General features: G+C 71.1%; 21 protein-coding genes and 1 riboswitch. Of the genes, 18 read left to right on the forward strand and 3 right to left on the reverse strand.

Annotation, left to right across the window (positions count from 1 at the left end; all coding sequences use genetic code 11):
• The first annotated feature begins 96 nt into the window (after positions 1-96).
• A complete protein-coding gene (locus OG206_RS27310; protein WP_442805964.1) occupies positions 97-1,083 on the forward strand; it encodes a sugar-binding transcriptional regulator in 987 nt (328 codons plus the stop codon).
• A 71-nt stretch (positions 1,084-1,154) separates the two neighbouring features.
• Here the strand turns inward: OG206_RS27310 and OG206_RS27315 are convergent, their stop codons facing one another.
• Positions 1,155-2,216: a terpene synthase family protein gene (locus tag OG206_RS27315; protein WP_327120643.1), complete on the reverse strand. Its 1,062-nt coding sequence runs from the start codon at positions 2,214-2,216 to the stop codon at positions 1,155-1,157.
• A 316-nt stretch (positions 2,217-2,532) separates the two neighbouring features.
• Here OG206_RS27315 and OG206_RS27320 point away from each other — a divergent pair, with 316 nt between their 5' ends.
• The 6 genes from OG206_RS27320 to OG206_RS27345 all read left to right on the forward strand — a co-directional run bounded on the left by OG206_RS27320 (position 2,533) and on the right by OG206_RS27345 (position 10,738).
• Positions 2,533-3,999 (forward strand): GuaB1 family IMP dehydrogenase-related protein, encoded by a 1,467-nt coding sequence (locus OG206_RS27320; protein WP_327120645.1) that lies wholly within the window; start codon positions 2,533-2,535, stop codon positions 3,997-3,999.
• 205 nt (positions 4,000-4,204) lie between these two features.
• Positions 4,205-5,665 carry an aldehyde dehydrogenase family protein gene (locus tag OG206_RS27325; RefSeq protein ID WP_327120647.1) on the forward strand — a complete coding sequence of 487 codons (1,461 nt, stop codon included), beginning with the start codon at positions 4,205-4,207 and terminating at the stop codon, positions 5,663-5,665.
• 111 nt (positions 5,666-5,776) lie between these two features.
• Positions 5,777-6,232 carry an Lrp/AsnC family transcriptional regulator gene (locus OG206_RS27330; RefSeq protein ID WP_327120649.1) on the forward strand — a complete coding sequence of 152 codons (456 nt, stop codon included), beginning with the start codon at positions 5,777-5,779 and terminating at the stop codon, positions 6,230-6,232.
• Positions 6,233-6,486: 254 nt separating this feature from the next.
• Positions 6,487-7,284 carry a carbon-nitrogen hydrolase family protein gene (locus tag OG206_RS27335; protein ID WP_327120651.1) on the forward strand — a complete coding sequence of 266 codons (798 nt, stop codon included), beginning with the start codon at positions 6,487-6,489 and terminating at the stop codon, positions 7,282-7,284.
• A 58-nt stretch (positions 7,285-7,342) separates the two neighbouring features.
• The gene (locus tag OG206_RS27340) at positions 7,343-9,055 is read left to right on the forward strand and encodes a flavin monoamine oxidase family protein (RefSeq protein WP_327120653.1); all 1,713 of its coding nucleotides are present in this window, start codon (positions 7,343-7,345) and stop codon (positions 9,053-9,055) included.
• A 561-nt stretch (positions 9,056-9,616) separates the two neighbouring features.
• Positions 9,617-10,738, forward strand: a complete 1,122-nt coding sequence (locus OG206_RS27345) for a glycoside hydrolase family 6 protein (protein WP_327122420.1) — start codon at positions 9,617-9,619, stop codon at positions 10,736-10,738.
• Between the two features lie 12 nt (positions 10,739-10,750).
• Here OG206_RS27345 and OG206_RS27350 read toward each other — a convergent pair whose 3' ends face one another.
• Positions 10,751-12,142 carry a uracil-xanthine permease family protein gene (locus OG206_RS27350; protein WP_327120655.1) on the reverse strand — a complete coding sequence of 464 codons (1,392 nt, stop codon included), beginning with the start codon at positions 12,140-12,142 and terminating at the stop codon, positions 10,751-10,753.
• Positions 12,143-12,306: 164 nt separating this feature from the next.
• Complete coding sequence (locus tag OG206_RS27355) at positions 12,307-13,536, reverse strand: MFS transporter (protein ID WP_327120657.1); 1,230 nt, start codon at positions 13,534-13,536, stop codon at positions 12,307-12,309.
• 143 nt (positions 13,537-13,679) lie between these two features.
• Between OG206_RS27355 and OG206_RS27360 the strand changes: the two genes are divergently transcribed.
• The 11 genes from OG206_RS27360 (at position 13,680) to OG206_RS27410 (ending at position 23,806) form a co-directional block, all read left to right on the forward strand.
• Positions 13,680-14,912, forward strand: a complete 1,233-nt coding sequence (locus tag OG206_RS27360) for an ROK family transcriptional regulator (RefSeq protein ID WP_327120659.1) — start codon at positions 13,680-13,682, stop codon at positions 14,910-14,912.
• A gap of 67 nt (positions 14,913-14,979) precedes the next feature.
• A riboswitch (FMN riboswitch) is annotated at positions 14,980-15,110 on the forward strand.
• 189 nt (positions 15,111-15,299) lie between these two features.
• Positions 15,300-16,373 (forward strand): bifunctional diaminohydroxyphosphoribosylaminopyrimidine deaminase/5-amino-6-(5-phosphoribosylamino)uracil reductase RibD, encoded by a 1,074-nt coding sequence (gene ribD / locus OG206_RS27365; protein WP_442805965.1) that lies wholly within the window; start codon positions 15,300-15,302, stop codon positions 16,371-16,373.
• Positions 16,374-16,994, forward strand: a complete 621-nt coding sequence (locus OG206_RS27370; protein WP_327120663.1) for a riboflavin synthase — start codon at positions 16,374-16,376, stop codon at positions 16,992-16,994. It abuts the gene before it with no gap.
• On the forward strand, positions 16,991-17,635 hold the full coding sequence (locus tag OG206_RS27375) for a nicotinamide mononucleotide transporter family protein (protein ID WP_327120665.1): 645 nt from the start codon (positions 16,991-16,993) through the stop codon (positions 17,633-17,635). Before OG206_RS27370 ends, OG206_RS27375 begins: the two co-directional genes overlap by 4 nt.
• Positions 17,632-18,921, forward strand: a complete 1,290-nt coding sequence (locus OG206_RS27380; protein ID WP_327120667.1) for a bifunctional 3,4-dihydroxy-2-butanone-4-phosphate synthase/GTP cyclohydrolase II — start codon at positions 17,632-17,634, stop codon at positions 18,919-18,921. Before OG206_RS27375 ends, OG206_RS27380 begins: the two co-directional genes overlap by 4 nt.
• Positions 18,922-18,955: 34 nt before the next feature.
• A complete protein-coding gene (gene ribH, locus OG206_RS27385) occupies positions 18,956-19,441 on the forward strand; it encodes a 6,7-dimethyl-8-ribityllumazine synthase (protein WP_073751806.1) in 486 nt (161 codons plus the stop codon).
• Between the two features lie 35 nt (positions 19,442-19,476).
• On the forward strand, positions 19,477-19,749 hold the full coding sequence (locus OG206_RS27390; RefSeq protein WP_031097852.1) for a phosphoribosyl-ATP diphosphatase: 273 nt from the start codon (positions 19,477-19,479) through the stop codon (positions 19,747-19,749).
• 50 nt (positions 19,750-19,799) lie between these two features.
• A complete protein-coding gene (gene hisG, locus OG206_RS27395) occupies positions 19,800-20,648 on the forward strand; it encodes an ATP phosphoribosyltransferase (protein WP_327120671.1) in 849 nt (282 codons plus the stop codon).
• A 40-nt stretch (positions 20,649-20,688) separates the two neighbouring features.
• Entirely contained in the window at positions 20,689-21,168 is a 480-nt protein-coding gene (locus OG206_RS27400; protein WP_327120673.1) for a PH domain-containing protein, read from the forward strand.
• Positions 21,169-21,359: 191 nt separating this feature from the next.
• Positions 21,360-22,724, forward strand: a complete 1,365-nt coding sequence (locus OG206_RS27405; RefSeq protein ID WP_327120675.1) for a hemolysin family protein — start codon at positions 21,360-21,362, stop codon at positions 22,722-22,724.
• Positions 22,721-23,806 (forward strand): hemolysin family protein, encoded by a 1,086-nt coding sequence (locus OG206_RS27410; RefSeq protein ID WP_327120677.1) that lies wholly within the window; start codon positions 22,721-22,723, stop codon positions 23,804-23,806. Before OG206_RS27405 ends, OG206_RS27410 begins: the two co-directional genes overlap by 4 nt.
• Positions 23,807-23,850: the final 44 nt, after the last annotated feature.

Below are 23,850 nucleotides of genomic sequence, written 5' to 3' on the forward strand. Positions count from 1 at the left end.
TCGCCGGATCTGACAGGATGAAGGCGTATCGAGCGTGTGAACAGCAGTGAGGAGATCGCGGTGTCTGGCATCTCGGCGGGTCGGTCAGCCATGCGGATGGGACCCGCGGAGCTGGTGCAGGCGGCGGCCATGGCGCGTCGCTTCTACCTCGAGGGAAAATCGAAGATCCAGATCGCCGAGGAGTTCGGCGTCAGCCGCTTCAAGGTGGCACGGGTTCTCGAGACGGCCCTCGAGCGTGATCTCGTGCGGATCGAGATCCGGGTACCGGCGGAGCTGGACGCGGAGCGTTCCGACGCGCTCAGGGCACGCTACGGCCTGCGGCACGCCGTCGTGGTCGAGTCCCCGGCGGAGGAGCAGGACGACGCCGCCGACCCGGAGAACCTGGGCGAGGTCGCGGCAGAGCTGCTCGGCGAGCTGGTCAACGAGGGCGACGTGCTGGGGCTGGCCTGGGGCCGCTCCACCATCCACATGGCGGCGGCGCTCGACCGGCTGCCGCCGTGCACGGTCGTGCAGCTGACGGGTGTCTACGACGCCGGGACGGCCGAGCGCGGCTCGGTCGAGGCAGTCCGCCGTGCCGCTCAGGTGTCCGGGGGCGAGGCTCACCCGATCTACGCCCCGATGCTGCTGCCCGATCCGGCGACGGCGGCCGCCCTGCGACACCAGACGGGCATCGCCCGCGCCTTCGAGTACTTCGACAAGGTGACGGTCGCCGCGGTCTCCATCGGCTCCTGGGAGCCCGGCATCTCCACCGTGCACGACATGCTCTCGGACGACGAGCGGGCCCATTACGCCTCGCTCGGCGTGGCCGCGGAGATGTCCGCGCACCTCTTCGACTCGGACGGCCGCCGGGTCGGCCGTGATCTCGGCGAGCGGTGCATCACGGTGGAGGCCGACAGGCTGCGCCGGATCCCCGAGGTCGTCGCCATCGCCGGCGGCCAGCGCAAGGCCGCGGCCATCGGCGCCGTGCTGCGCTCGGGACTCGTCACCAGCCTCGTGACGGACACCGCGGCCGCCGACTTCCTCCTCACCGAATCCGCCCCCGGGCAGCGGCCCGCCCTGGAGCGCGCCGACCCGGACGACTGAGCCCGGGGGACGACCGAGCCCGAGCACGGCGGAGGCCGGGCACCCCGAGGGGTGCCCGGCCTCCGCCCTGTTCAGTTCAGGACGCTGTCGGTGCCCGCGACGTGCCCGGCGCGGTCCGCGCCCACGCCGAAGACGGTCTCCTCCAGATACGCCCCGGGCTCCGAGTACTGGCTGACGTCCGCAGGGTTGTAGCGCGGAGTCTGCCGGGACCAGTCGAGGTTGCCCCGCATCCAGCTCCTCATCCCGTCGAGGTAGGGCACGAGCACGGCCGAGAGCCGCGGGTACATGTCGAGCAGCTCCTCCTCGGCGGTGAGGAACCGCTCGGTCTCGGTAGCTATCTCGGCGCACACGTGCTCGAGCGCCTGCCGCTCCCCGTGGCCGCGGTGGTGGCGGACCAGGTGGACGAGGTTGTGGATCTCGCCGAGCACCTGCTCCTTCTCGTAGGAATAGACGTCGTTCGCCCAGCACACCACGTTGCAGGAGGCCTCCAGCGCCGTGATGAACCGGGGATCGTTGTGGACCCACTCCGGCGCCTCGACGCCGGCCACGATCTCGATCAGGTCCATGCACACGTGGATCGCCCCGGTGTGCCGCCGCCGGGCGATGTAGGTCGCCTCGGACGGCACGATGCCGTTGGCGCGGTTGCCCGCCTCCCAGGTCGTCGTGGTCGTCAGATACATCATGAGGTGCCAGGCGAAACGGGTGCGCCAGTGCGGGGCGGCCTGCGGAATCGTGCGATCCCACAGGTCGAACAGGGCGATGAGGGCGGCGGGTGCCTCCTCGCCCGGACCCGGGCGCTGTGCCGTTCCCTCGACCACGGCACGCATCTGCTCCACCACGTCGCGTACGCGTTCGGGGCTGCGGCCGAGATGTCCGTCGTCCAGCTGGTCGTCTACGAGGAACAGCCAGACGAACCAGTCGGCGACGAGGTCGAGGTGTTCGCTGTTCGCCGTGGGATAGACCATCCCCACGAAGGCGCCGAAGTCGGCCTGCTCGAAGCGCTGTCTCGCGGACTCCCGGTGCACCAGGCCGGTGGTCCGGATCCAGGTGCTGAGGTGCTCGCGGGTGTGTCCCACATACGGATTGCTCCGCTGGGGGAACGGGCAGAAGATGTCAGGCAGTTCGTTCTCCACAGGCGGATCCCCGTCCTCTCCGGTCAAACACGTGTCAGGTGTTCCGGGCCCATCGGCGGCGCTGCCGCTACCGTAGAGACCTGCGGATTTCAAGCTACCTGACACTCTGTCACCCGGTCTAGCGATAGTGATCGCTCGGAAGCGAATCCTGATCGCCGGGCGAGCGAAACCTGTTCGGGTAAGGTCCATGGGTAAGGCAGGTTTCCACTTGCCCGGCCCCCGGGCGGTTCCCTTGGAGGAACTGACGAACGCGGGGGTCCATCGCTGTGTCTTCGTGGAAACGACCTGCACCGTTTCATATGAAAAAATGGGTGTTATGCGTTTTCTTGAGCCCGGCACCGGTCGGTACACGGCCGCCCCCTCGGTCCACTACGACCTCACGTACGACGACGTCTTCATGGTTCCCGGCCGCTCCGCGGTCGGCTCCCGGCAGGCCGTGGACCTCTCCTCGCCGGACGGCAGCGGCACCACCATCCCCCTGGTCGTCGCCAACATGACCGCGATCGCCGGTCGCCGGATGGCCGAGACGATCGCCCGCCGCGGCGGACTGGTCGTGATCCCCCAGGACATCCCGATCGAGGTCGTCACCGAGGTCATCGGCTGGGTCAAGAAGCGCCATCTCGTGCTCGACACGCCGATCGTGCTCGCCCCCGGCCAGACGGTCGCCGACGCGCTGTCCCTGCTGCACAAGCGGGCGCACGGCGCGGGCGTCGTCGTCGACGCCGAGAACCGGCCCGTCGGGGTCGTCACCGACCACGACCTGACCGGCGTGGACCGCTTCACCCAGCTCTCCGAGGTCATGTCGAAGGACCTGGTCGTGCTCGACGCGGACATCGACCCGCGCGAGGCCTTCAACAAGCTCGACGGCGCCAACCGCAAGCTCGCACCCGCCGTCGACGCGGACGGCCGGCTGGTCGGCATCCTCACCCGGAAGGCCGCCCTGCGTGCCACGCTCTACACCCCGGCCACCGACGCCGACGGCAGGCTGCGGATCGCTGCGGCCGTCGGGATCAACGGTGACGTGGCCGGCAAGGCCAAGCAGCTCCTGGACGCGGGGGCCGACACGCTGGTCGTGGACACCGCGCACGGACACCAGGAATCCATGATCAGCGCGGTCGCCGCCGTACGGGGGCTCGACCCGGCCGTGCCGATCGTCGCGGGCAACGTGGTGTCCGCCCAGGGTGTGCGCGACCTGATCGAGGCCGGTGCCGACATCATCAAGGTCGGTGTGGGCCCCGGCGCCATGTGCACCACGCGCATGATGACCGGTGTCGGCAGGCCGCAGTTCTCCGCCGTGCTGGAGTGCGCCGCCGAGGCGAAGAAGCACGGCAAGCACGTCTGGGCCGACGGAGGTGTCCGGCACCCGCGCGACGTCGCCATGGCGCTCGCGGCCGGTGCTTCCAACGTCATGATCGGGTCCTGGTTCGCCGGCACGTACGAGTCGCCCGGTGACCTCCAGCAGGCCGCCGACGGGCGGTTCTACAAGGAGTCCTTCGGGATGGCCTCGGCCCGCGCGGTCAAGAACCGGACCTCGGAGGAGTCCGCCTACGACCGCGCGCGCAAAGCGCTCTTCGAGGAGGGCATCTCCACCTCTCGGATGTTCCTCGACCCGAGCCGTCCCGGCGTCGAGGACCTGATCGACTCGATCATCGCCGGTGTCCGTTCCTCCTGCACGTACGCGGGTGCCGCCTCGCTCGAGGAGTTCTCGGAGAAGGCCGTCGTGGGTGTGCAGAGCGCCGCCGGTTACGCGGAGGGCAAGCCGCTGCACGCCAGCTGGAACTGACCCCGACGCACCCTGGCGGCTCGTCGCGTCACAGGTGCCCCTCCCGGGCGGTCGACCCGGGAGGGGCACCTGTGCGCAGGGCCGTCGGCGAGGTGCGCGTGATCGTTTTTTCGTGTCCGAGCGTTCTTGTCCGCCTTCAACTCGCTTACAGAATAAGTAAGATGAGTTTCCTTCAACTGCCTGCCTCTCTGCGGTAAGGGATCTCATGTCCTCCTTCTTCACCGACCTGGCCCAGCAGTACATCGACGGCGAGTGGAGGCCGGGCAAAGGGTCCTGGGACATCATCGACTTCAACCCGTACAGCGGGGAGAAGCTCGCGTCGATCACCGTGGCCACGTCGGGTGAGGTGGACCAGGCCTACCGCGCCGCCGAGCGGGCCCAGCAGGGATGGGCCGACACCAACCCCTACGCCCGCCGGGCCGTGCTGGAGAAGGCGCTGCGCATCGTCGAGGAGCGGGAGGCCGAGATCGGCGAGGCCATCGTCGCGGAACTCGGCGGCACCCTGCTGAAGGCCGGCTTCGAACTGCACCTGGCCAAGGAGTTCCTGCGCGAGGCCGTGCACCTGGCCCTGCGGCCGGCCGGCCAGATCCTCCCCTCGCCCACCGAGGGCAAGGAGAACCGCGTCTACCGGGTGCCCGTCGGTGTCGTCGGCGTCATCAGCCCCTTCAACTTCCCGTTCCTGCTGTCCCTCAAGTCGGTCGCACCCGCGCTGGCCCTCGGCAACGCGGTGGTCCTCAAGCCGCACCAGAACACCCCCGTCTGCGGCGGCACGCTGATCGCGAAGGTCTTCGAGGAGGCCGGGCTGCCCGCCGGACTGCTGAACGTCGTGGTCACGGACATCGCCGAGATCGGCGACACGCTGCTGGAGCACCCCGTCCCGCAGGTCATCTCCTTCACCGGCTCCGACACGATCGGCCGCCACGTCGCCACGGTCTGCGCCGCCAACCTCAAGCGCGCGGTGCTCGAACTGGGCGGCAACAGCGCGCTGATCGTCCTGGACGACGCCGACGTCGACTACGCCGTCGACGCGGCCGTCTTCAGCCGCTACGTCCACCAGGGCCAGGTCTGCATGGCGGCCAACCGCATCCTGGTCGACCGCGCGGTCGAGCAGGAGTTCACCGAGAAGTTCGTCGCCAAGGTCGCCTCCCTGCGCGTCGGTGACCCGGCGGACCCCGCCACCCACATCGGCCCGCTGATCAACTCCTCGCAGGCCGACGCCGTGTCCAAGCTCGTCGACGAGACGGTGGAAGCGGGTGCCACGGCGCTGCTGCACGGCCGCGCCGACGGCAACGTCGTCAGCCCCTCGGTGCTGACCGGCCTCGCCCCCGGCTCGCCCGTCCTGCACCAGGAGATCTTCGGGCCCGTCGCCCTGCTCGTCCCGTTCGACGGTGAGGACGAGGCCGTGCGCATCGCCAACGACACCCCGTACGGGCTGAGCGGCGCCGTCCACACCGGGAACATCGAGCGCGGTGTACGGGTGGGACAGCGGATCCGCACCGGCATGATCCACATCAACGACGGCACGGTGCACGACGAGCCGATCGTCCCCTTCGGCGGTGAGAAGAACTCCGGCCTCGGGCGGCTGAACGGCGATTCGATGATCGAGGCGTTCACCACCCAGAAGTGGATATCGGTCCAGCACGGACGCTCGCAGTTCCCCTTCTGACCGGCCGTGTTCCGCGGCGGGCGCACCCGGCCCGAGTGCGCGCGTGGTCTACTTCGGGGGCGGCACGTGCCGCCCCCGAACCGTCCGCCGCAGAGAAGTGATCCGCCCGACGTGCGCCTGAACGACCTCGACGAACGCATCGTCCACGCCCTCGCCGAAGACGCCCGCCGCTCCTACGCCGACATCGGCACGCTCATCGGCCTCTCCGCGCCGGCGGTGAAGCGCCGTGTGGACCGGCTGCGGGCCGAAGGAGCCATCACCGGTTTCACCGTCCGGGTCGACCCGGCGGCGCTCGGCTGGCAGACCGAGGGCTTCATCGAGATCTACTGCAGCCGCAACACCGCCCCCGAGGCGATCAAGCAGGGCCTCGCCGCCTACCCGGAAGTCGCGTCCGCTTCCACCGTGACAGGTGAAGCCGACGCGATCGTGCAGGTCTTCGCCGCGGACATGCGCCACTTCGAGCAGGTGCTGGAGCGGATCGCGGGGGAGCCCTACGTCGAGCGCACGAAGTCCGTGCTCGTGTTGTCCCCGCTGCTGCGGCGGTACTCCTCCGCCCCGCCGGCCTGAGAGCCGCCCTCACCGGTCCGGGCCGTGCGGTCCGCGCACGGCGTCCCTCCCCCGCCGTGCTCCCGGGGCTCCCGCGGAGACGGAAATCACTCGCCTGACCTGGGGCGACGCTCCACGCAACGAATCGCCGCCCCAGGGCCTCCACGCGCAACGCATCGACGGTGGACGCGCAACATTCGCGCCTTGTCCGGTGTGTTCCCCACGCCGTACCGTCAGTACGTCTCCCCACCCCGCCCGCCCCGCCGAGGTCAGCCATGCCGTCTTTGCGTACCGCCCTGCTCCAGAGTTCCGGACGGCCCGGTGCCGTCGCGGAGAACCTGAAGGTGCTGGACGAGGCCGCCGCGCGGGCTGCCGGAGCGGGCGCCCGGCTGCTGGTCTCGCCCGAACTGTTCCTCACCGGGTACGCCGTCGGCGACGCCGTCCCCGACCTGGCGGAACCCGCCGACGGGCCCGGTGCGCGAGCCGTCGCCGAGATCGCCGTACGCCACGGTCTCGCGGTCCTGTACGGCTACCCGGAGCGCGACGGGGACCGGATCTTCAACAGCGCCCAGCTCATCGGACCCGACGGCACCTCCTCCGCCAACTACCGCAAGACCCACCTCTTCGGTTCCTTCGAGCAGAAGTGGTTCACCGCCGGTGACCTGCCCGTCGTCCAGGCCGAGCTCGACGGCGTCCGGATCGGGCTGCTGATCTGCTACGACGTCGAGTTTCCGGAGAACGTCCGCGCCCACGCACTGGCAGGGACGGAACTGCTGCTCGTGCCGACCGCACTGATGCACCCCTTCCCGTTCGTCGCCGAGTCCGTGGTGCCGGTCCGCGCGTTCGAGAGCCAGATGTACATCGCCTACGTCAACAGGACCGGCACGGAAGGCGAGTTCGAGTTCACCGGGCTCAGCTGCCTGGCCGGTCCTGACGGCACGGCCCGCGCCCGGGCCGGCCGCGGCGAGGAACTCGTCGTCGGGGACGTCGACCCCGGATTCCTGGCCGCCTCGCGGGCCGCCAACCCCTATCTCCACGACCGCCGTCCCGGCCTGTACGGCTCTCTCGCCTAGTCCGTACACCCCGTCCCGAGCCCCAGCCCACGCTCACCCCGCAAGGAGTCCGTACCCCATGACGTCCACGGTGCCCAACGCCGTCCAGCACGCCGACGCGCAGCCGCAGCCTCCGATCACCATGTTCGGACCGGACTTCCCCTACGCGTACGACGACTTCCTCGCGCACCCCGCGGGCATCGGCCAGATACCGGCCACCGAGCACGGATCCGAGGTCGCCGTCATCGGTGGCGGGCTCTCCGGCATCATCGCGGCGTACGAGCTGATGAAGATGGGGCTGAAGCCCGTCGTCTACGAGGCGGACCGGATCGGCGGACGGCTGCGCACCGTCGGCTTCGAGGGCTGCGACCCCTCGCTCACCGCCGAGATGGGCGCCATGCGCTTCCCGCCCTCGTCCACGGCGCTCCAGCACTACATCGACCTGGTGGGCCTGGAGACCAAGCCCTTCCCCAACCCGCTCTCCCCGGCAACGCCTTCGACCGTCGTCGACCTCAAGGGCGAGTCCCACTACGCGGAGACCATCGACGACCTGCCGCCGGTGTACCGCGAGGTGATGGACGCCTGGAACTCCTGCCTGGAGGAGGGGGCCGACTTCTCCGACATGAACCGCGCCATGCGCGAGCGCGACGTGCCGCGCATCCGTGAGATCTGGTCGAAGCTCGTCGAGAAGCTCGACGACCAGACCTTCTACGGCTTCCTCTGCGGTTCGGACTCCTTCTCCTCCTTCCGCCACCGCGAGATCTTCGGCCAGGTCGGCTTCGGCACGGGCGGCTGGGACACCGACTTCCCCAACTCGATCCTGGAGATCCTGCGCGTCGTCTACACCGAGGCCGACGACCACCACCGGGGGATCGTCGGCGGCAGCCAGCAACTGCCGCTGCGCCTGTGGGAGCGTGAGCCGCAGAAGCTCGTGCACTGGGCGCCTGGGACGTCGCTGTCGTCCCTGCACGGGGGAGAGCCGCGTCCGGCGGTCACCCGGCTGGACCGTACGGCCGGGAACAGGATCACCGTCACCGACGCCACGGGAGACATCCGCACCTACCGGGCCGCGGTCTTCACCGGGCAGTCGTGGCTGCTGCTCTCCAAGATCGCCTGCGACGACGCCCTCTTCCCCATCGACCACTGGACGGCGATGGAGCGCACCCACTACATGGAGTCCTCCAAGCTGTTCGTCCCCGTCGACCGGCCGTTCTGGCTGGACAAGGCGGTCGACGGCCAGGGCAACCCCACCGGCCGGGACACGATGTCCATGACGCTGACGGACCGGATGACCCGCGGGACGTACCTCCTCGACGACGGCCCCGACAAGCCGGCCGTCATCTGCCTCTCCTACACCTGGTGCGACGACAGCCTGAAGTGGCTGCCGCTGTCTCCCGCGGAGCGCATGGACGTCATGCTCAAGTCGCTCGGCGAGATCTATCCGGGCGTCGACATCCGCAAGCACGTCATCGGCAACCCGGTCACCGTCTCCTGGGAGAACGAGCCCTGGTTCATGGGCGCGTTCAAGGCCAACCTGCCCGGTCACTACCGCTACCAGCGCAGGCTGTTCACCCACTTCATGCAGGACCGGCTGCCCGCGGACAAACGCGGACTGTTCCTCGCCGGCGACGACATCTCCTGGACCGCCGGATGGGCCGAGGGCGCCGTGCAGACGGCGCTCAACGCCGTGTGGGGAGTGATGGCCCAGTTCGGCGGTTCCACCGACCCGGGGAACCCGGGACCGGGCGACGTCTTCGACGAGATCGCACCCGTCGAACTCCCGGAGGGCTGAGGCGGGGTGCTCCCGTCCTCCGGCGGACCGGACCCGTATCGCCTCGTCGTGTGATCGCCCCTCCGGCATCCCGGTGAGACCGACCGGCGCGTGCGGGCCCCCTCCCGGTGCCGTGCGGACGCAGCTTGGCTACGGCAGGTGTCCACCGCGAGCGGTGCGGAACCCGGACCGGATTCGTGGGCGCACCGGCGCGTGCGAACCGCAGTGGGCCCAGGCGGGGGAGCCCGGCAGCCGCCGGCGATCGCGGCGGCTGCCGGGGCGGGCCCCAGGTCGCAGACGCCGAGGCCGCCTTCCGGAGCACCTCCGCGACGGGAACGAGGACGTCCGACCGCTCGCCCCGCCGGCACGCGCCGTCCCTGCGCGTCCTCCCGCGGACTGCCCGAACCACTCCATGTGCGCGGCGCCGGGGTCATAGGCTCGCCGCGGCGCCGGCGGGCCGGAGATCGCATCGGCACGTACGCACACCTGGCGCCGGGGGAGAGGGAACCAAGGGTGTCGGCTGCACGCGCACAGAACAGGACCGGGGCGAGGCGGCACAGGCGCACCGCCCGGCGCCACGTCATGGCGGCGTTCGCCTCGGCCGTCGTGGCGGCCGGTGCCGCGACCGGAGTGATGGCCGCCACCGGGAGCGACGGCGAGGATGGCGGCGCGCGGCCCGGCACGGAGGCGTCCGAGGTCCTGGAGCCCCTCCCCGCCGTACCGGTCCCGTCCGTGTCGGTCCCGGCAACCGTGTCGACGGCCCCCGCCCCCAGCCCTGCCCCGAACGCGCGGCGCGCCAACGCACCGGCGGCCCCGAAGCGGCCCTCGCCCCGCGCCGGGACGTCCGGTGCGCTTTACCGGCACCCGGAGTCACAGGTGCTGGACTGGGTGGACGCACACCGGGACGACCCGCGGCGCCCGCTCATCGAGTCCAGGATCGCGGCGCAGCCCGCCGCCGTCTGGTTCCCCTCGTACAACCCGGGAGCGGTGACGCGCCAGGTCCGGGCCGTGACGGCGGCGGCCGCCGCCGCAGGCCGTACGCCCGTGCTCGTGCCCTACGCCATTCCCGACCGGGACTGCGGGGGAGCCTCCGGGGGAGGGGCGCCGGACCTGAACGCGTACGACGCGTGGATGGAGGACTTCGCGGCGGGGCTCGGCGGTGGAGCCGTGATCGTCATCCTGGAACCCGACGCTGTCGCCCTGTCGGACTGCCTCTCGGCCGGCCGGCGGGCCGATCGCTTCGCGTCCCTCGCGCGGGCGGCCCGGACTCTGCACGCCGCCGGCCCCCGCGCCAAGGTCTACTTCGACGGGGGCCACTCCGGCTGGCACTCCGCCGCGAAGCAGGCGGCCGCACTACGGGAGGCGGGAGCGGCCTCGGACGGCGACGGCATCTTCAGCAACGTGTCCAACTTCCACAGCACGGCCGACGAGACCGCGTACGCCCGCAAGGTCCTCGCCGCCCTGGGCGGCGAGGACCTGGGAGCTGTCATCGACACGAGCCGTAACGGCAACGGGGCCCCGGAGGCCGGTGAGTGGTGCGACCCGGCGGGCCGGGCGCTCGGCAGGACCCCGACGACGGACACCGGTCAGGCCGGGATCGACGCCTATCTCTGGATCAAACTGCCGGGGGAGTCCGACGGCTGCAAGGGCTCCGCCGGATCCTTCACCCCCGGTTACGCCTACGAGCTCGCCACCGGCGGATAGGCGGGGCGCGGGTCAGGACGTCCCGGCCGGCCTCTCGTCGTCGTACTGGGACGTGCCCGAGTCCAGCAGGGGCTCCTGGGTCTTCAGGTGTGCCGGGGCGAAGGCGCGCAGCGCGTGGTAGCCGGTGATCACGACCAGCGTGCCGAGCGCGATGCCGCCCAGCTCGAAGTTGTCGCCGATCTTCAGGCTGACGCCGCCGACGCCGATGATGATGCCCGCGGCGGTGGGTACGAGGTTCAGCGGATTGCGCAGGTCGACCCCGGCGTTCAGCCAGATCTGGGCGCCCAGCAGGCCGATCATGCCGTAGAGGATGACGGTGATGCCGCCGAGCACGCCACCGGGGATGGCCGCGACGACCGCGCCGAACTTGGGGCAGAGGCCGAAGAGCAGCGCGAAGAACGCGGCGGCCCAGTAGGCGGCGGTGGAGTAGACCCTGGTCGCCGCCATGACCCCGATGTTCTCGGAGTAGGTGGTGTTGGGCGGACCGCCGACGGCCGTGGAGAGCATCGAGGCGGCGCCGTCCGCGGCGATGGCGGTGCCCAGCTTGTCGTCCAGTGTCTCGCCGGTCATCTCGCCGACGGCCTTCACGTGCCCGGCGTTCTCGGCGATCAGGGCGATCACGACCGGCAGCGCGACGAGGATCGCCGACCAATCGAAGCTCGGGCCGTGGAAGTCCGGAAGTCCGAGCCAGTCGGCGTGCGCCACGGCGGACAGGTCCAGCCGCCAGTGGTCGACGGCCTCACCGCCGCCGGCCGGGGAATGGATCTTCCCGAAGACCAGGTCGAGCACCCAGGACAGCACGTATCCGAATACCAGGCCCAGGAAGATCGCGATGCGCGAGAAGAACCCGCGCAGGCAGACCACGGCCAGACCGGTGAACAGCATCACCAACAGGGCCGTCCACTGGTCCTGCGGCCAGTACGTCGACGCGGTGACGGGCGCCAGGTTGAAACCGATGAGCATGACCACGGCGCCGGTCACCACGGGAGGCATGGCGGCATGGATGATCCGCGCGCCGAACCGCTGCACGGTGAGTCCCACCAGGAACAGCACGGCACCGACCACCAGGATGGCGCCCGTGACGGTAGCGCTGCTGCCGCCGCTCGCGCGGATCGTCGCGGCGACGCCCACGAAGGAGAGCGAGCAGCCCAGGTAGCTGGGGACCCGGCCGCGCGTCGCGAGCAGGAAGATGGCGGTCGCGACGCCGGACATCATGATCGCGAGGTTCGGGTCGAGGCCCATCAGTACGGGCGCGACGAACGACGCACCGAACATGGCGACGACGTGCTGGGCGCCGAGACCGAACGTGCGGGGCCAGGAGAGCCGTTCGTCGGGGCGCACCACGGCCCCCGGTGCGGGCGTCTTCCCGTCGCCGTGCAAGGTCCAGCGCACGCCGAGGCCCATGGTCGCTCCTGATCGGTTGTTCGGTGCGCCCGATGGGTCCACCCGCGGAAAAGATCAGAGGCCACCTTAGTGCCGCACGGCCCTGACCTCGTGTCGGGCCCCGGCGGCATCGGCCTGCGGGGCCCGATGGAGGTTCCGGCCGATGCACCCGCCCCCGCATCGGGTCAGTCGCCGGCCGGGCTCCCGGCCGGAGCCGGCTGCGGCACACCGCCCTGCGTGACCTTGCGGTCGCCCGCCTTCAGCACACCGGCGCCGAGGACCAGTCCGGACGCCAGCACCGTCACCAGGCCGAAGGACACGATCAGCGAGGTCGCCTCGGCGAGCGAGCCGATGGCGGACGGTGCGATGAGCCCCGAGGTGTACGTGATCGTGGCGACACCCGCGATGGCCCGGCTGGGATTCGTGCCACTGCGGCCGGCCGCGGCGAAGGCGAGCGGCACGACGACCGCCACACCGAGGCCGATCAGCCCGAAGCCGCAGAGTGCCAGGGCTGGTCCGGACGCCAGGACCACGAGCAGCCCGCCGGCCGTGGCCAGGAAGCCGCCTGTCCTTACGGTGCGCACCGCGCCGAACCGGTCGACGATCCTGTCCCCGGCGATGCGGGCCACGGCCATGGTCAGGGCGAAGGCCGTGGTCGACGCCGCCGCGAGCCCGGCGGAACTGCCCATGACGTCCCGGAGGTAGACGGCCGACCAGTCGAGACTGGCCCCTTCGGCGAACACCGCGCAGAAGCCGACGGCGCCGATGACCAGTGCGGACTTGGGAGGCAGGGTGAAACGCGGCGGCGGCTCCTCGTCGGGCTCGCTGTGCAGGTCGAGCACGCCCTGGCAGGCGGCGAGGCCGAGCGCGGTCAGGACCAGCGCGGCCAGGGTGTGGTGCAGCCGGGCGTCCGCCCCGATGTGTGCCGCGACCGTGCCGGCCGCCGAGCCGATCAGGGCTCCCATGCTCCACATGCCGTGCAGCCCGGACATGATCGACTTGTCCAGCCGGTTCTCCACCTCGACGCCGAGTGCGTTCATCGCCACGTCCGACATCCCCGCGGTGGCGCCGTAGACGAACAGCGCCGCGCAGAGTGTGAGCAGGTTCGGGGCGAGGGCCGGCAGGACCAGGGCCAGGGTCCAGAGGGCCAGCAGCCCGCGCAGGGCGGCGCGCGCTCCGAAGCGGTGGCTGACGCCGCCGGCCAGCGGCATGGCCAGCGAGGCGCCGATGGCGGGGAAGGCGAGGGCGAGGCCGAGCTGGCCCGCACTCACGGAGGCGTGGTCCTGGATCCACGGGACGCGGGTCGCGAAGCTGCCGGTCACCGCCCCGTGCACGGCGAAGACCGCGGCCACCGCGTATCTGGCCCGCCTGACCCTCCCCGCGCCGAAGACCGGGACCGCTGAATCCTGTGTCATGCGCCGTGCCCCTCCCCTGGGAAATGCTCGTCCGCCGGCCTGTCCGGCGCCCGTCGCGCGGTGCGGGCCGTAAACTATCAGGAACCCTGCCTGATAAATAACCCCACGGAAGCGGGGCGGCAGCGATCTGGAAGGATCCCGGCATGCCCGCATCCCCGAGCACCGCCCGGGCCATCAACGACCGGCTCGCCCTGCGACTGCTCCAGCAGGACGGCCCGCTGACGGCCACGCAGCTGAAGACCATGACCGGCCTCTCCCGTCCCACGGTCGCCGATCTGGTGGAGCGGCTGCAGGACGCCGGTCTGGTCAGGGTCGTGGGGGAGAGCGGCTCCGACCGCCGCGGACCGAACGCCCGGCTCTACGGGATCGTCGCCGACCGGGCCCATCTGGCCGCCCTCGACGTACGTACGGACAGCGTCGCCGTGGCCGTGGCCGATCTGCTCGGCGTGACGCTCGCCGAGGCCACCCTGCCGATCGGCAGCGACACGGGCACGCAGTCCGCCGTCGAGCGGGCCGCCGCCATGGTGGAACGCGTCGCGAGAACCGCGGGCACGGCACCGCTGCACAGCGTCGGCATCGGCGCCCCCGGCCTCATCGACCCCGCAACCGGTGAACTCAGGGAGACGGCCGGGCTCCCGGCCTGGCACCGCGGCCTGGTCAAGGAACTCCAGCGGCGGCTGTCCGCGACCGTCCTCGTGGAGAACGAGACCAACCTCGCCGCCGTCGCCGAACACCGCATCGGCGCGGCCCGCGACCGGGACACGTTCGTGCTGCTCTGGCTGGGCCACGGCGTCGGCGCGGCCGTCATGCTCGACGGGCGACTGCGCCGGGGCGCCTCGGGGGGTGCGGGAGAGATCGGCTTCATGCCGGTGCCCGGAACCTCGGGGGTCCCCTCCGCCGTCAACTGCGACGGCGGATTCCACTCGTTGGCGGGCTCCGCCGCGGTCTGCGCACTCGCCGCCGATCACGGCATCCGGGCATGGAGCCCTCCGGTGAACGGCGGTCAGGAGCAGGCCCCCGCAGCCGCCTTCGCCGTCAGGGCCGCACTCGGGGCCGGCGGAAAGGGCGCCGAGGCATTCCTCGAGGCGCTCGCCGACCGCCTCGCACTCGGCGCCGCCTCCGTCGTCTCCGTGCTCGACCCCGGATGCCTCGTCCTCGCGGGCGAGGTCGGCCGCGCCGGCGGCCGGGCGCTCGCAGCCCGTGTGGAGGACCGCCTGGCCCGGATGTCACCTCTGCGCACGGAGGTGAGGGCCGGGACGCTGGGCGGCGGCGCGGTCCTGCGCGGGGCGCTCTTCGCCGCCCGTGAGGCCGCCCAGGACGCCCTCTTCGCCCCCGGGGCGCAGGCCGCCGGGGCAGCCGCCGACCTCCCCCTGTGAGCTGTCGCACAGAGGGCACCCGTACGGGTGAAGATAGTTCGTGGCACAATGTGTTGTGTACCAGTAGCAGCGCACTCCGGGGTCGGTGCAATTCCGAACCGGCGGTTATAGTCCGCGACCCGTCCGCATCCAGCGGCCGGTTGACCAGGTGGGATTCCTGGACCGACGGTTAAAGTCCGGATGGGAGGCAGTGCGCGGCGGGCCGTCACAGGTACGCCGCCGTAGGCGGACGTGTTTTCCCGGATCTCCGGGAGCACCGCGTCACTCGTCCTCGGTTTCCGGCGTCCCCCTGTTGCGTTCCGTTTCTCTGTCGTCATCGACAGGCCCCGGAGTCCGTGCCCCAAGAGGCAGGAGAACCCGGTGGCCACCACGGCCGAACACACCGCCATGCGACGGGCTGTCGCACTCGCCGCACGCGGACTCGGCGCCACCAGCCCCAACCCGGTCGTCGGGAGCGTCATCCTCGACGCCGCCGGTGAACAGGTCGGCGAAGGCTTCCACCAGCGCGCCGGAGGGCCGCACGCCGAGATCCACGCCCTGCGCGAGGCCGGCGAGAGGGCGCGTGGCGGTACCGCGTACGTCACCCTTGAACCGTGCAACCACACCGGACGCACCGGTCCCTGTGCCCAGGCGCTCGTCGAGGCCGGCGTCCGTCGCGTCGTGTACGCCGTCGGAGACCCGAACCCGCAGGCGACGGGCGGCGCGGACACCCTGCGCGCCGCAGGGATCGAGGTGGAGCAGGGGCTCCTCGCCGACGAGGCGGAGGCCGTCAACATCGCCTGGCTCACCTCGGTACGCCTCGGCCGCCCCTACGTCCTGTGGAAGTACGCGGCGACGCTCGACGGGCGGGTCGCCGCCGCCGACTCCACCAGCCGCTGGATCACCTCCCCCGAATCCCGCGCCGACGTCCACCGGCTGCGCGCCGAGGCCGACGCGGTCGTGGTCGGCTCCGGCACCGCGCGGAGCGACGACCCGCAGCTGGCCGCACGCGGCATCGAGGGAGCCACCCAGCCGCTCCGCGTGGTCGTCGACACCGGCGCCACCGCGGTACGGCCCGGAGCCCGCGTCCTCGACGCGACCGCCCCCACCCTGATCGCTGTCGCCGACGACGCCCCGGCGGACCACCTCCCCGCCGAGAACGTGCTGCGCCTGCCCCGTGCCGAGGCCGGCCCCGGCCTGGACGTCGAGGCCCTGCTCGCGGCCCTCCACGCGCGAGGCGTCCGCTCCGTGCTCCTGGAGGGCGGCCCGGTCCTCGCCGGCTCCTTCGTCTCCGCGGGAGCCGTCGACACCGTCGTCGGCTATCTCGCCCCGGTCCTCCTCGGCGCGGGCCCCGCCGCTCTCGCCGACGCCGGAATCTCCACCATCTCCCAGGCGTTGCGCCTCGATGTGACGGAAACCGTCCGTCTCGGTCCCGATCTGCGCATCACCGCCGTCCCCGCCCCTGCTCGGAAGGGAAACTGAGTGTTCACCGGAATTGTCGAAGAACTGGGTGAGGTCACCGCCGTCGAGACGCTCGGCGACGCCTCCCGTTTCCGCCTGCGCGGCCCCGTGGTCACCGAAGACGCCAAGCACGGCGACTCCATCGCGGTGAACGGCGTCTGCCTCACCGTCGTGGAGACCGGGGACGGCGAGTTCACCGCAGACGTCATGGCCGAGACGCTGAAGCGCTCCAGCCTCGGTGCGCTGGGCACCGGCTCCCGGGTCAACCTCGAACGCCCCATGGCGCTCGGCGGCCGGCTCGGCGGGCACATCGTCCAGGGCCACGTGGACGGCACCGGGCACATCGTCGAGCGCACGCCTTCCGAGCACTGGGAGCTCATCAAGATCTCCCTGCCCGGCAACCTGACCCGCTACGTGGTGGAGAAGGGTTCGATCACGGTCGACGGCGTCAGCCTCACGGTCGTGGACGCGGGCTCGGACCACTTCACCATCAGCCTCATCCCCACCACCCTCGCGCTGACCACGCTCGGCCTCAAGCAGCCCGGCGATCCGGTCAACCTGGAAGTGGACGTCCTCGCCAAGTACGTCGAGCGGCTGCTCGGTGCGGGCACACCGCCGGAGCCGGGGGAGCCGGTCTCATGAGCGGGGTGGACTGGTTGAACTCGGAGGCGTTCACCGCCTTCGGACAGCGCATCATCTGGTCCGACATGCTCGGCAACACCATCGGCCTGATCGCGCTGGCCCTCGGCTGGCTCCGCTCGGTCTGGACCTGGCCCGCGCAACTCCTGTCCGGTGCCGTGCTGGTCGCCGCCAACCTGTCCGTCCATCAGGCGGGCAGCGTCGGCAAGCAGCTGATCGTCGTCGCCGTCGCCGTCTGGGGATGGCAGCAGTGGACGCGCGGCAGGCAGAAGGCGCAGGACGGCTCCGTCGCCGTGCGCTTCGCCACCTGGCGCGAGCGCGCGTACCTGGCCGGCGGAGCAGCCGCCGGCACCCTGGCCGTCGGAGGACTCTTCACGGCCTTCCCCTCCCTCTCCTGGAGTCCGTGGGCCGACGCGTACATCTTCGCCGGCACCCTCGTGGCGATGCTCGCCCAGGCCCGCGGCATGGTCGAGTTCTGGTTCGCCTGGCTGCTCGTCGATCTCGTCGGCGTCCCGCTGAACTTCCACAGCGGACTCGCCTTCTCCGGTCTCATCTACATCGTCTACGGCGCCCTCGTCCTCTGGGGCCTGCGCGACTGGTGGCTGCGTACGCGGACACCCGCTCTGGAAGGAGCCACGGCATGACTGCCCAGCCCACCTGGTTGCACGACCACACCCTCGAAGACCTCTCGCTGGACCCCGTCGAACAGGCGATCCGCGACATCGCCGCCGGACGGCCCGTCGTGGTCGTCGACGACGAGAACCGCGAGAACGAGGGCGACCTCGTCATCGCCGCCGAGAAGGCGACCCCCGAGATCGTCGCCTTCATGATGAGCGAGTGCCGCGGCCTGATCTGCGCGCCCATGGAGACCGACGAGCTCGAACGCCTCGAACTCCCGCAGATGGTCGTGCACAACACCGAGTCGATGCAGACGGCCTTCACCGTCTCCGTGGACGCCTCGGCGGCCCACGGCGTGACCACCGGGATCTCCGCGGCGGACCGCGCCACCACCCTCAGGATGCTCGCGGACGGCAAGGCGGGTCCCGGCGACTTCGTACGCCCCGGCCACGTCTTCCCGCTCCGCGCGAAGGCCGGGGGTGTGCTCGTCCGCAACGGGCACACCGAGGCCGCCGTCGACCTGGCCCGGCTCGCCGGGCTGCGTCCCGCCGGCGCCATCGTGGAGATCGCGGGTGAGGACGGCGTGATGCTGCGCCTGCCCGAACTCATCCCCTTCGCACGCAAGCACGGCCTCACGATCATCTCCATCGAGGACCTGGTCGCCTACCGGCGCACCTCCGAGCCGACCGTCCGCCGTGAGGCCGAGGTGCGGCTGCCCACCACGTTCGGGCCGTTCACCGCGTACGGCTACCGCTCCATCGCCGACGGCGTCGAGCACGTGGCGCTGGTGCACGGCGACATCGGCGACGGCGAGGACGTCCTCGTCCGCGTCCACTCGGAGTGCCTGACCGGCGACATCTTCCAGTCCCAGCGCTGCGACTGCGGGCCCCAGCTGCACGCGTCCATGGAGCGCGTCACGGCCGAGGGCCGCGGGGTCGTCGTCTACCTGCGCGGGCACGAGGGCCGCGGCATCGGACTGCTGTCCAAGCTGCGGGCGTACGAACTCCAGGAGCGCGGTTCCGACACGCTCGACGCCAACCTGGAACTCGGCCTGCCCGCCGACGCCCGGGACTACGCGGCGGGCGCCCAGATCCTGAGCGACCTCGGCGTCCGCAGCCTCCGGCTGATGACCAACAACCCGGACAAGACGGCCGCGCTCGTGCGGCACGGGCTCAGGATCACCGGGCGCGAGCCCATGCCCGTCCAGGCCGGGGAGCACAACCTGCGGTACCTGCGCACCAAGCGGGACCGGATGGGGCACGACCTGCCCTGGCTCGACGCCACCGTCGCGTCGGCCTGCGGCAACCAGTAACCACCAGCACACACAGAACACTTCTAGGAGAGACATGAGCGGCAAGGGCGCACCCGAACTGTCCGTACGCAACTGCGGAGACCTCAGGGTCGCGGTGATCGCGGCGCAGTGGCACGAAAAGGTCATGGACGGACTCGTCGACGGGGCCCTCCGTGCCCTGCACGACCTCGGGATCGACGAGCCGACGCTGCTCCGGGTCCCCGGCAGCTTCGAACTCCCGGTGGTCGCCAAGGTGCTCGCCGGTCGGGGCTACGACGCGATCGTCGCCCTCGGCGTCATCATCCGCGGCGGCACCCCCCACTTCGAGTACGTGTCGCAGGGCGTCACCAACGGCCTCACCCAGGTCACCGTCGACACCGGGGTCCCCGTCGGCTTCGGCGTCCTCACGTGTGACAACGAGGAGCAGGCCCTGGACCGGGCCGGGCTCGAGGGGTCCAACGAGGACAAGGGGCACGAAGCGGTCACAGCGGCCGTCGCCACGGCGGCCACGCTGCGCACCGTGAGCGAACCCTGGCGCTGAGCAGCGCTCGGGGACCCCGTATTCTAAGGACCATCATGGCGAACAAAACCTTCGAAGAGCTCTTCGCCGAGCTCCAGCTCAAGGCCGCCGACGGCGACCCCTCCACCTCCCGCACCGCCGAGCTGGTGGACAAAGGGGTGCATGCCATCGGCAAGAAGGTCGTCGAGGAGGCCGCCGAGGTGTGGATGGCCGCCGAATACGAGGGCAAGGAAGCCGCCGCCGAGGAGATCTCGCAACTGCTGTACCACGTCCAAGTGATGATGGTCGCCCGCGGGATCTCCCTCGACGACGTCTACGCCCACCTCTGAGCACACCCGAACGTCCCGGAACTCCCTCCGCACAAAGGAAACCTGACCTCATGCTGCGCATCGCCGTCCCCAACAAGGGTGCAATCTCCGGGCCTGCGATGGCGATGCTCCATGAGGCGGGTTACCGGCAGCGCAAGGAGTCGAAGGAACTGGTCCTCGTCGACCCCACGAACGAGGTCGAGTTCTTCTACCTGAGGCCGCGGGACATCGCGATCTACGTCAGCTCCGGGCGGCTGGACATCGGCATCACAGGCCGTGACCTGCTGCTGGACTCCGGGGCCGAGGCCGAGGAGATCCTCCAGCTCGGCTTCGCGCGGTCCACCTTCCGTTACGCCACGAAGCCCGGCACGGCCACCGGCCCCCAGGACTTCGACGGCATGACGATCGCCACGTCCTACGAGGGCATCGTGGCGAAGCACCTGGCCGACGAGGGCGTGAAGGCCTCGGTCGTCCACCTCGACGGCGCCGTCGAGACCGCCATCGAGCTCGGGGTCGCGCAGATCATCGCCGATGTCGTCGAGACCGGTACGAGCATGCGCAACGCCGGTCTCGAGATCATCGGTGAGCCGATCATGAAGTCGGAAGCCGTGGTGATCCGCCGCAAGGGCGCCCCCGGCGACGACCCCAAGGTGCAGCAGTTCCTGCGCCGTCTGCAGGGCGTCCTGGTGGCCCGCAGTTACGTGATGATGGACTACGACTGCCGGGTCGAGCACCTGGAGCGGGCGGTCGCCCTCACCCCGGGGCTGGAGTCGCCGACCATCTCCCCGCTGCACCACGAGGGCTGGGTCGCGGTCCGCTCCATGGTCGCGGCCAAGGAGGCCCAGCGGATCATGGACGACCTGTACGAGCTGGGCGCCCGCGCCATCCTCACGACCGCCATCCACGCCTGCCGCCTCTGACGGTCTCCACGACGCACAACCGAAGGAAGACAGCGCCGCGATGTCCGCCTCCCTGCCCGGTTCTCCCGAACTCCCCGCACTCCCGGCCACCTTCAGGCCCACCCTTACCCGGGTGGTCCTGCTGTCCGTGGGAGCGGCGATGTTCGTCGTCATCACCGCTGTCGCGATGATCCTGGAGAACCTCGGTACGGGGGAGCGGACCAGCTTCGTCTTCGTCGCGCTGCTCTTCTTCGGCGTCCTCGCCCTGCTGAGCCGGCCGCGTGTCACCACCGACGCGGACGGTGTCACGGTCGTCAACATCACCCGCACCCGCAGGCTGGCGTGGGCGGAGATCGTCCGCGTCAACCTGCGCGCCGGTGACCCGTGGGTGTTCCTCGACCTCAGCGACGGCACCAGCATGCCGGTCCTCGGCATCCAGCCGGGGATCGCCAGGGAACAGGCGATCCGGGACGCGCGAACACTCCGCGCCCTCGTCGAATTCCACGGCAGCGGAGTGAACGACGCCACCCGGAACGGCTGAGCCCCCTGCCCCACGCGGCCGGATCCCGATTATTCTGGATGGCGGCGGTGCACCGGGTGCGCCGCCGCCCCGCACCTGAAGGCCCTCCCGGGCCCGCGGGGCACATTCCTGCGACCCAAGGAGTGACTCCCTCCAGCAATGGACGGATCGTCCGGTAGTACCTGCGCCGCCCCCTCCCCGGAGGCGGCGGCATGACCACCCCCCTGTTGCTGCTCCTCGCGGCATTCCTCCTCATCCTCGCCAACGGATTCTTCGTGGCGGCCGAATTCGGGCTCGTCACGGTGGAACGGCCGGACGCCGAGCGCGCCGCCGCCGAAGGCGACCGCCGGGCGCGTACCGTCGTCGCAGCCCTGCGCGAACTCTCCTTCCAGCTGTCCGGCACCCAGCTCGGCATCACCATCACCTCACTGGTCGTGGGCATGCTCGCGGAACCGGCGCTCGCCCAGCTGCTCGCCGGACCCCTCACCGCCACCGGCCTGCCCACGGGCGCGGTCCCCGGAGTGAGCGTGGTCACCGGCATGATCTTCGCCTCCGCCGTCCAGATGGTGATCGGCGAGCTCGTGCCGAAGAACTGGGCGGTCTCACGGCCGCTCCAGGTCGCCAAGTTCGTCGCCGGCCCCCAGCACCGCTTCTCCGCCCTCCTGCGGCCCGTGATCACCGTGCTGAACACCGTCGCGAACCGGCTGGTGCGGCTGCTGGGCGTCGAACCCACCGACGAACTGGCCTCCGCCCGGACACCCGGCGAACTCGTCTCCCTGGCGCGGCACTCCGCCGAGGCGGGCGCCCTGGAGCAGGACACCGCCGACCTCTTCGTGCGGACGATGTCCCTCGCCGGTCTCACCGCCCAGCACGTCATGACCCCGCGGGTGAAGGTCAGCGCGCTGCAGTCGACGGCGACCGCGGCGGACGTCCTCAACCTCACCAGGGCCACAGGACTGTCCCGCTTCCCCGTCTACCGGGACCGCATCGACGAGGTCGTCGGCATGGTCCACCTCAAGAACGCCCTCGCCGTCCCCGCACCGGACCGGCTGCGGACCCCCGTCGGCCGCATCGCCGTGCCGCCGCTCCTGGTGCCGGAGACACTGCCGGTCGAACAGCTGCTCCAGCGGCTGCGCAGTGAGCAGCCGATCGCCGTCGTGGTCGACGAATACGGCGGCACCGCGGGCGTCGTCACCCTCGAGGACATCATCGAGGAGCTGGTGGGCGAGGTCAGGGACGAGCACGACGCCGAGGGCGCGGACCGTCCCGAGCTCACCCCCGTCGTCGCCGACGACGGCAGGCCCGGCTGGGACGTGGAGGGCAGCTGCAGGGTCCTGACCCTGCACTCGATAGGTCTCGACGTACCCGAAGGACCGTACGAGACCGTGGCGGGTCTGATCGCCGACCTGCTGGGACGCATCCCCGCCCCGGGGGACCGGGCGGAACTGCCCGGCTGGCGGATCTCCGTCCGCCAGGTCGGCCACTACCGCGCCGAGCGCGTCAGGTTCGTCCGGCTGACGGACATACCGCAGACGGCCGAACGGCTCTCCCGGGACATGCTGGAGGCCGTGCGATGAGTCTCGTACAGCTGATGTTCGCGGGGCTGCTCGTGCTGGCGAACGGCTTCTTCGTCGGCGCGGAGTTCGCGCTCGTGTCCGTACGGCGCAGCCAGGTCGAGCCGCTCGCAGCGAGCGGGTCGAGCCGGGCCAGACAGGTCGTGTACGGCCTGGAGAACCTGCCGCAGATGATGGCCGCCGCCCAGTTCGGCATCACCGTCTGCTCCCTCACGCTCGGCGCCGTCGCCGAGCCGACCGTGGCGCACCTCCTGGAGCCGGTCTTCCACGCGGCGCACGTGCCCGAGGGGTTCGTGCATCCGCTCGGCTTCGCGGTCGCCCTCGTCTCCGTGGTCTTCCTGCACCTCGTCATCGGCGAGATGGTCCCGAAGAACCTGGCGATGGCCGCACCCGAGAAGACCGCGATGTGGCTCAGCCCCGGCCTGGTCGGCTTCGCCCGGCTGTGCCGCCCGGTCACCTCGGCGCTCGGGGCCTGTGCCCGGCTCGTGCTCAGGCTCTTCAAGGTCGAGCCGAAGGACGAGGTCGAAGCGGTCTTCACCAGCGAACAGCTCAACCGTCTCGTCGAGGACTCCGGCCTCGCCGGACTGCTCGAGCCGGAGGCCCAGGAGCGTCTCGAGGACGCTCTGGAACTGGGCAGCCGGCACGTCACCGACGTCATGCTCGACCGGGCGTCCCTGGTGACGGTGGACCCGTCCGTCACCCCGCGCCGCATCGAGGAGCTGACCGTCAGGACCGGTTACTCGCGCTTCCCCGTGTGCGCCGAGGGTGGTGGCCCCTTCATGGGCTATCTGCACGTCAAGGACGTCCTGGAGCTGGAGGACGGCGAACGTGCCGTCCCGCAGCAGATCTGGCGTCCCATGGCGACCGTGCGGGCCGAACTCCCGCTGGACGACGCCCTGACGGTCATGCGCCGCGCGGCCACGCACCTGGCGCAGGTCGCGGACGCCTCCGGCAAGGTGCTCGGCCTCGTCGCCATGGAGGACGTCCTGGAGATGCTCGTGGGTGAGGTCCGCGACCCGGCCCACCACGTCTCCGTGCCCCGCCGGACCGTCGAGGTGCCGAAGGCCATGGCCCCCACGGGCTGACCCCTCACGTCGGCGGGCGGCCCCTGCGGGCAGCCCGCCGGCGT

Source organism: Streptomyces sp. NBC_01341 (genome assembly GCF_035946055.1).
Classification (GTDB): Bacteria; Actinomycetota; Actinomycetes; order Streptomycetales; family Streptomycetaceae; genus Streptomyces.

Coding starts and splice junctions, on each gene's coding strand:
- OG206_RS27325 (WP_327120647.1), top strand. CDS start 4,205: ATGTCCTCCTTCTTCACCGACCTGGCCCAGCAGTACATCGACGGCGAG.
- OG206_RS27320 (WP_327120645.1), top strand. CDS start 2,533: ATGCGTTTTCTTGAGCCCGGCACCGGTCGGTACACGGCCGCCCCCTCG.
- ribH (WP_073751806.1), top strand. CDS start 18,956: ATGAGCGGCAAGGGCGCACCCGAACTGTCCGTACGCAACTGCGGAGAC.
- OG206_RS27405 (WP_327120675.1), top strand. CDS start 21,360: ATGACCACCCCCCTGTTGCTGCTCCTCGCGGCATTCCTCCTCATCCTC.
- OG206_RS27345 (WP_327122420.1), top strand. CDS start 9,617: ATGGCGGCGTTCGCCTCGGCCGTCGTGGCGGCCGGTGCCGCGACCGGA.
- OG206_RS27350 (WP_327120655.1), bottom strand. CDS start 12,142: ATGGGCCTCGGCGTGCGCTGGACCTTGCACGGCGACGGGAAGACGCCC.
- OG206_RS27335 (WP_327120651.1), top strand. CDS start 6,487: ATGCCGTCTTTGCGTACCGCCCTGCTCCAGAGTTCCGGACGGCCCGGT.
- OG206_RS27360 (WP_327120659.1), top strand. CDS start 13,680: ATGCCCGCATCCCCGAGCACCGCCCGGGCCATCAACGACCGGCTCGCC.
- ribD (WP_442805965.1), top strand. CDS start 15,300: ATGCGACGGGCTGTCGCACTCGCCGCACGCGGACTCGGCGCCACCAGC.
- OG206_RS27355 (WP_327120657.1), bottom strand. CDS start 13,536: ATGACACAGGATTCAGCGGTCCCGGTCTTCGGCGCGGGGAGGGTCAGG.
- OG206_RS27410 (WP_327120677.1), top strand. CDS start 22,721: ATGAGTCTCGTACAGCTGATGTTCGCGGGGCTGCTCGTGCTGGCGAAC.
- hisG (WP_327120671.1), top strand. CDS start 19,800: ATGCTGCGCATCGCCGTCCCCAACAAGGGTGCAATCTCCGGGCCTGCG.
- OG206_RS27340 (WP_327120653.1), top strand. CDS start 7,343: ATGACGTCCACGGTGCCCAACGCCGTCCAGCACGCCGACGCGCAGCCG.
- OG206_RS27310 (WP_442805964.1), top strand. CDS start 97: ATGGGACCCGCGGAGCTGGTGCAGGCGGCGGCCATGGCGCGTCGCTTC.
- OG206_RS27380 (WP_327120667.1), top strand. CDS start 17,632: ATGACTGCCCAGCCCACCTGGTTGCACGACCACACCCTCGAAGACCTC.
- OG206_RS27375 (WP_327120665.1), top strand. CDS start 16,991: ATGAGCGGGGTGGACTGGTTGAACTCGGAGGCGTTCACCGCCTTCGGA.
- OG206_RS27400 (WP_327120673.1), top strand. CDS start 20,689: ATGTCCGCCTCCCTGCCCGGTTCTCCCGAACTCCCCGCACTCCCGGCC.
- OG206_RS27390 (WP_031097852.1), top strand. CDS start 19,477: ATGGCGAACAAAACCTTCGAAGAGCTCTTCGCCGAGCTCCAGCTCAAG.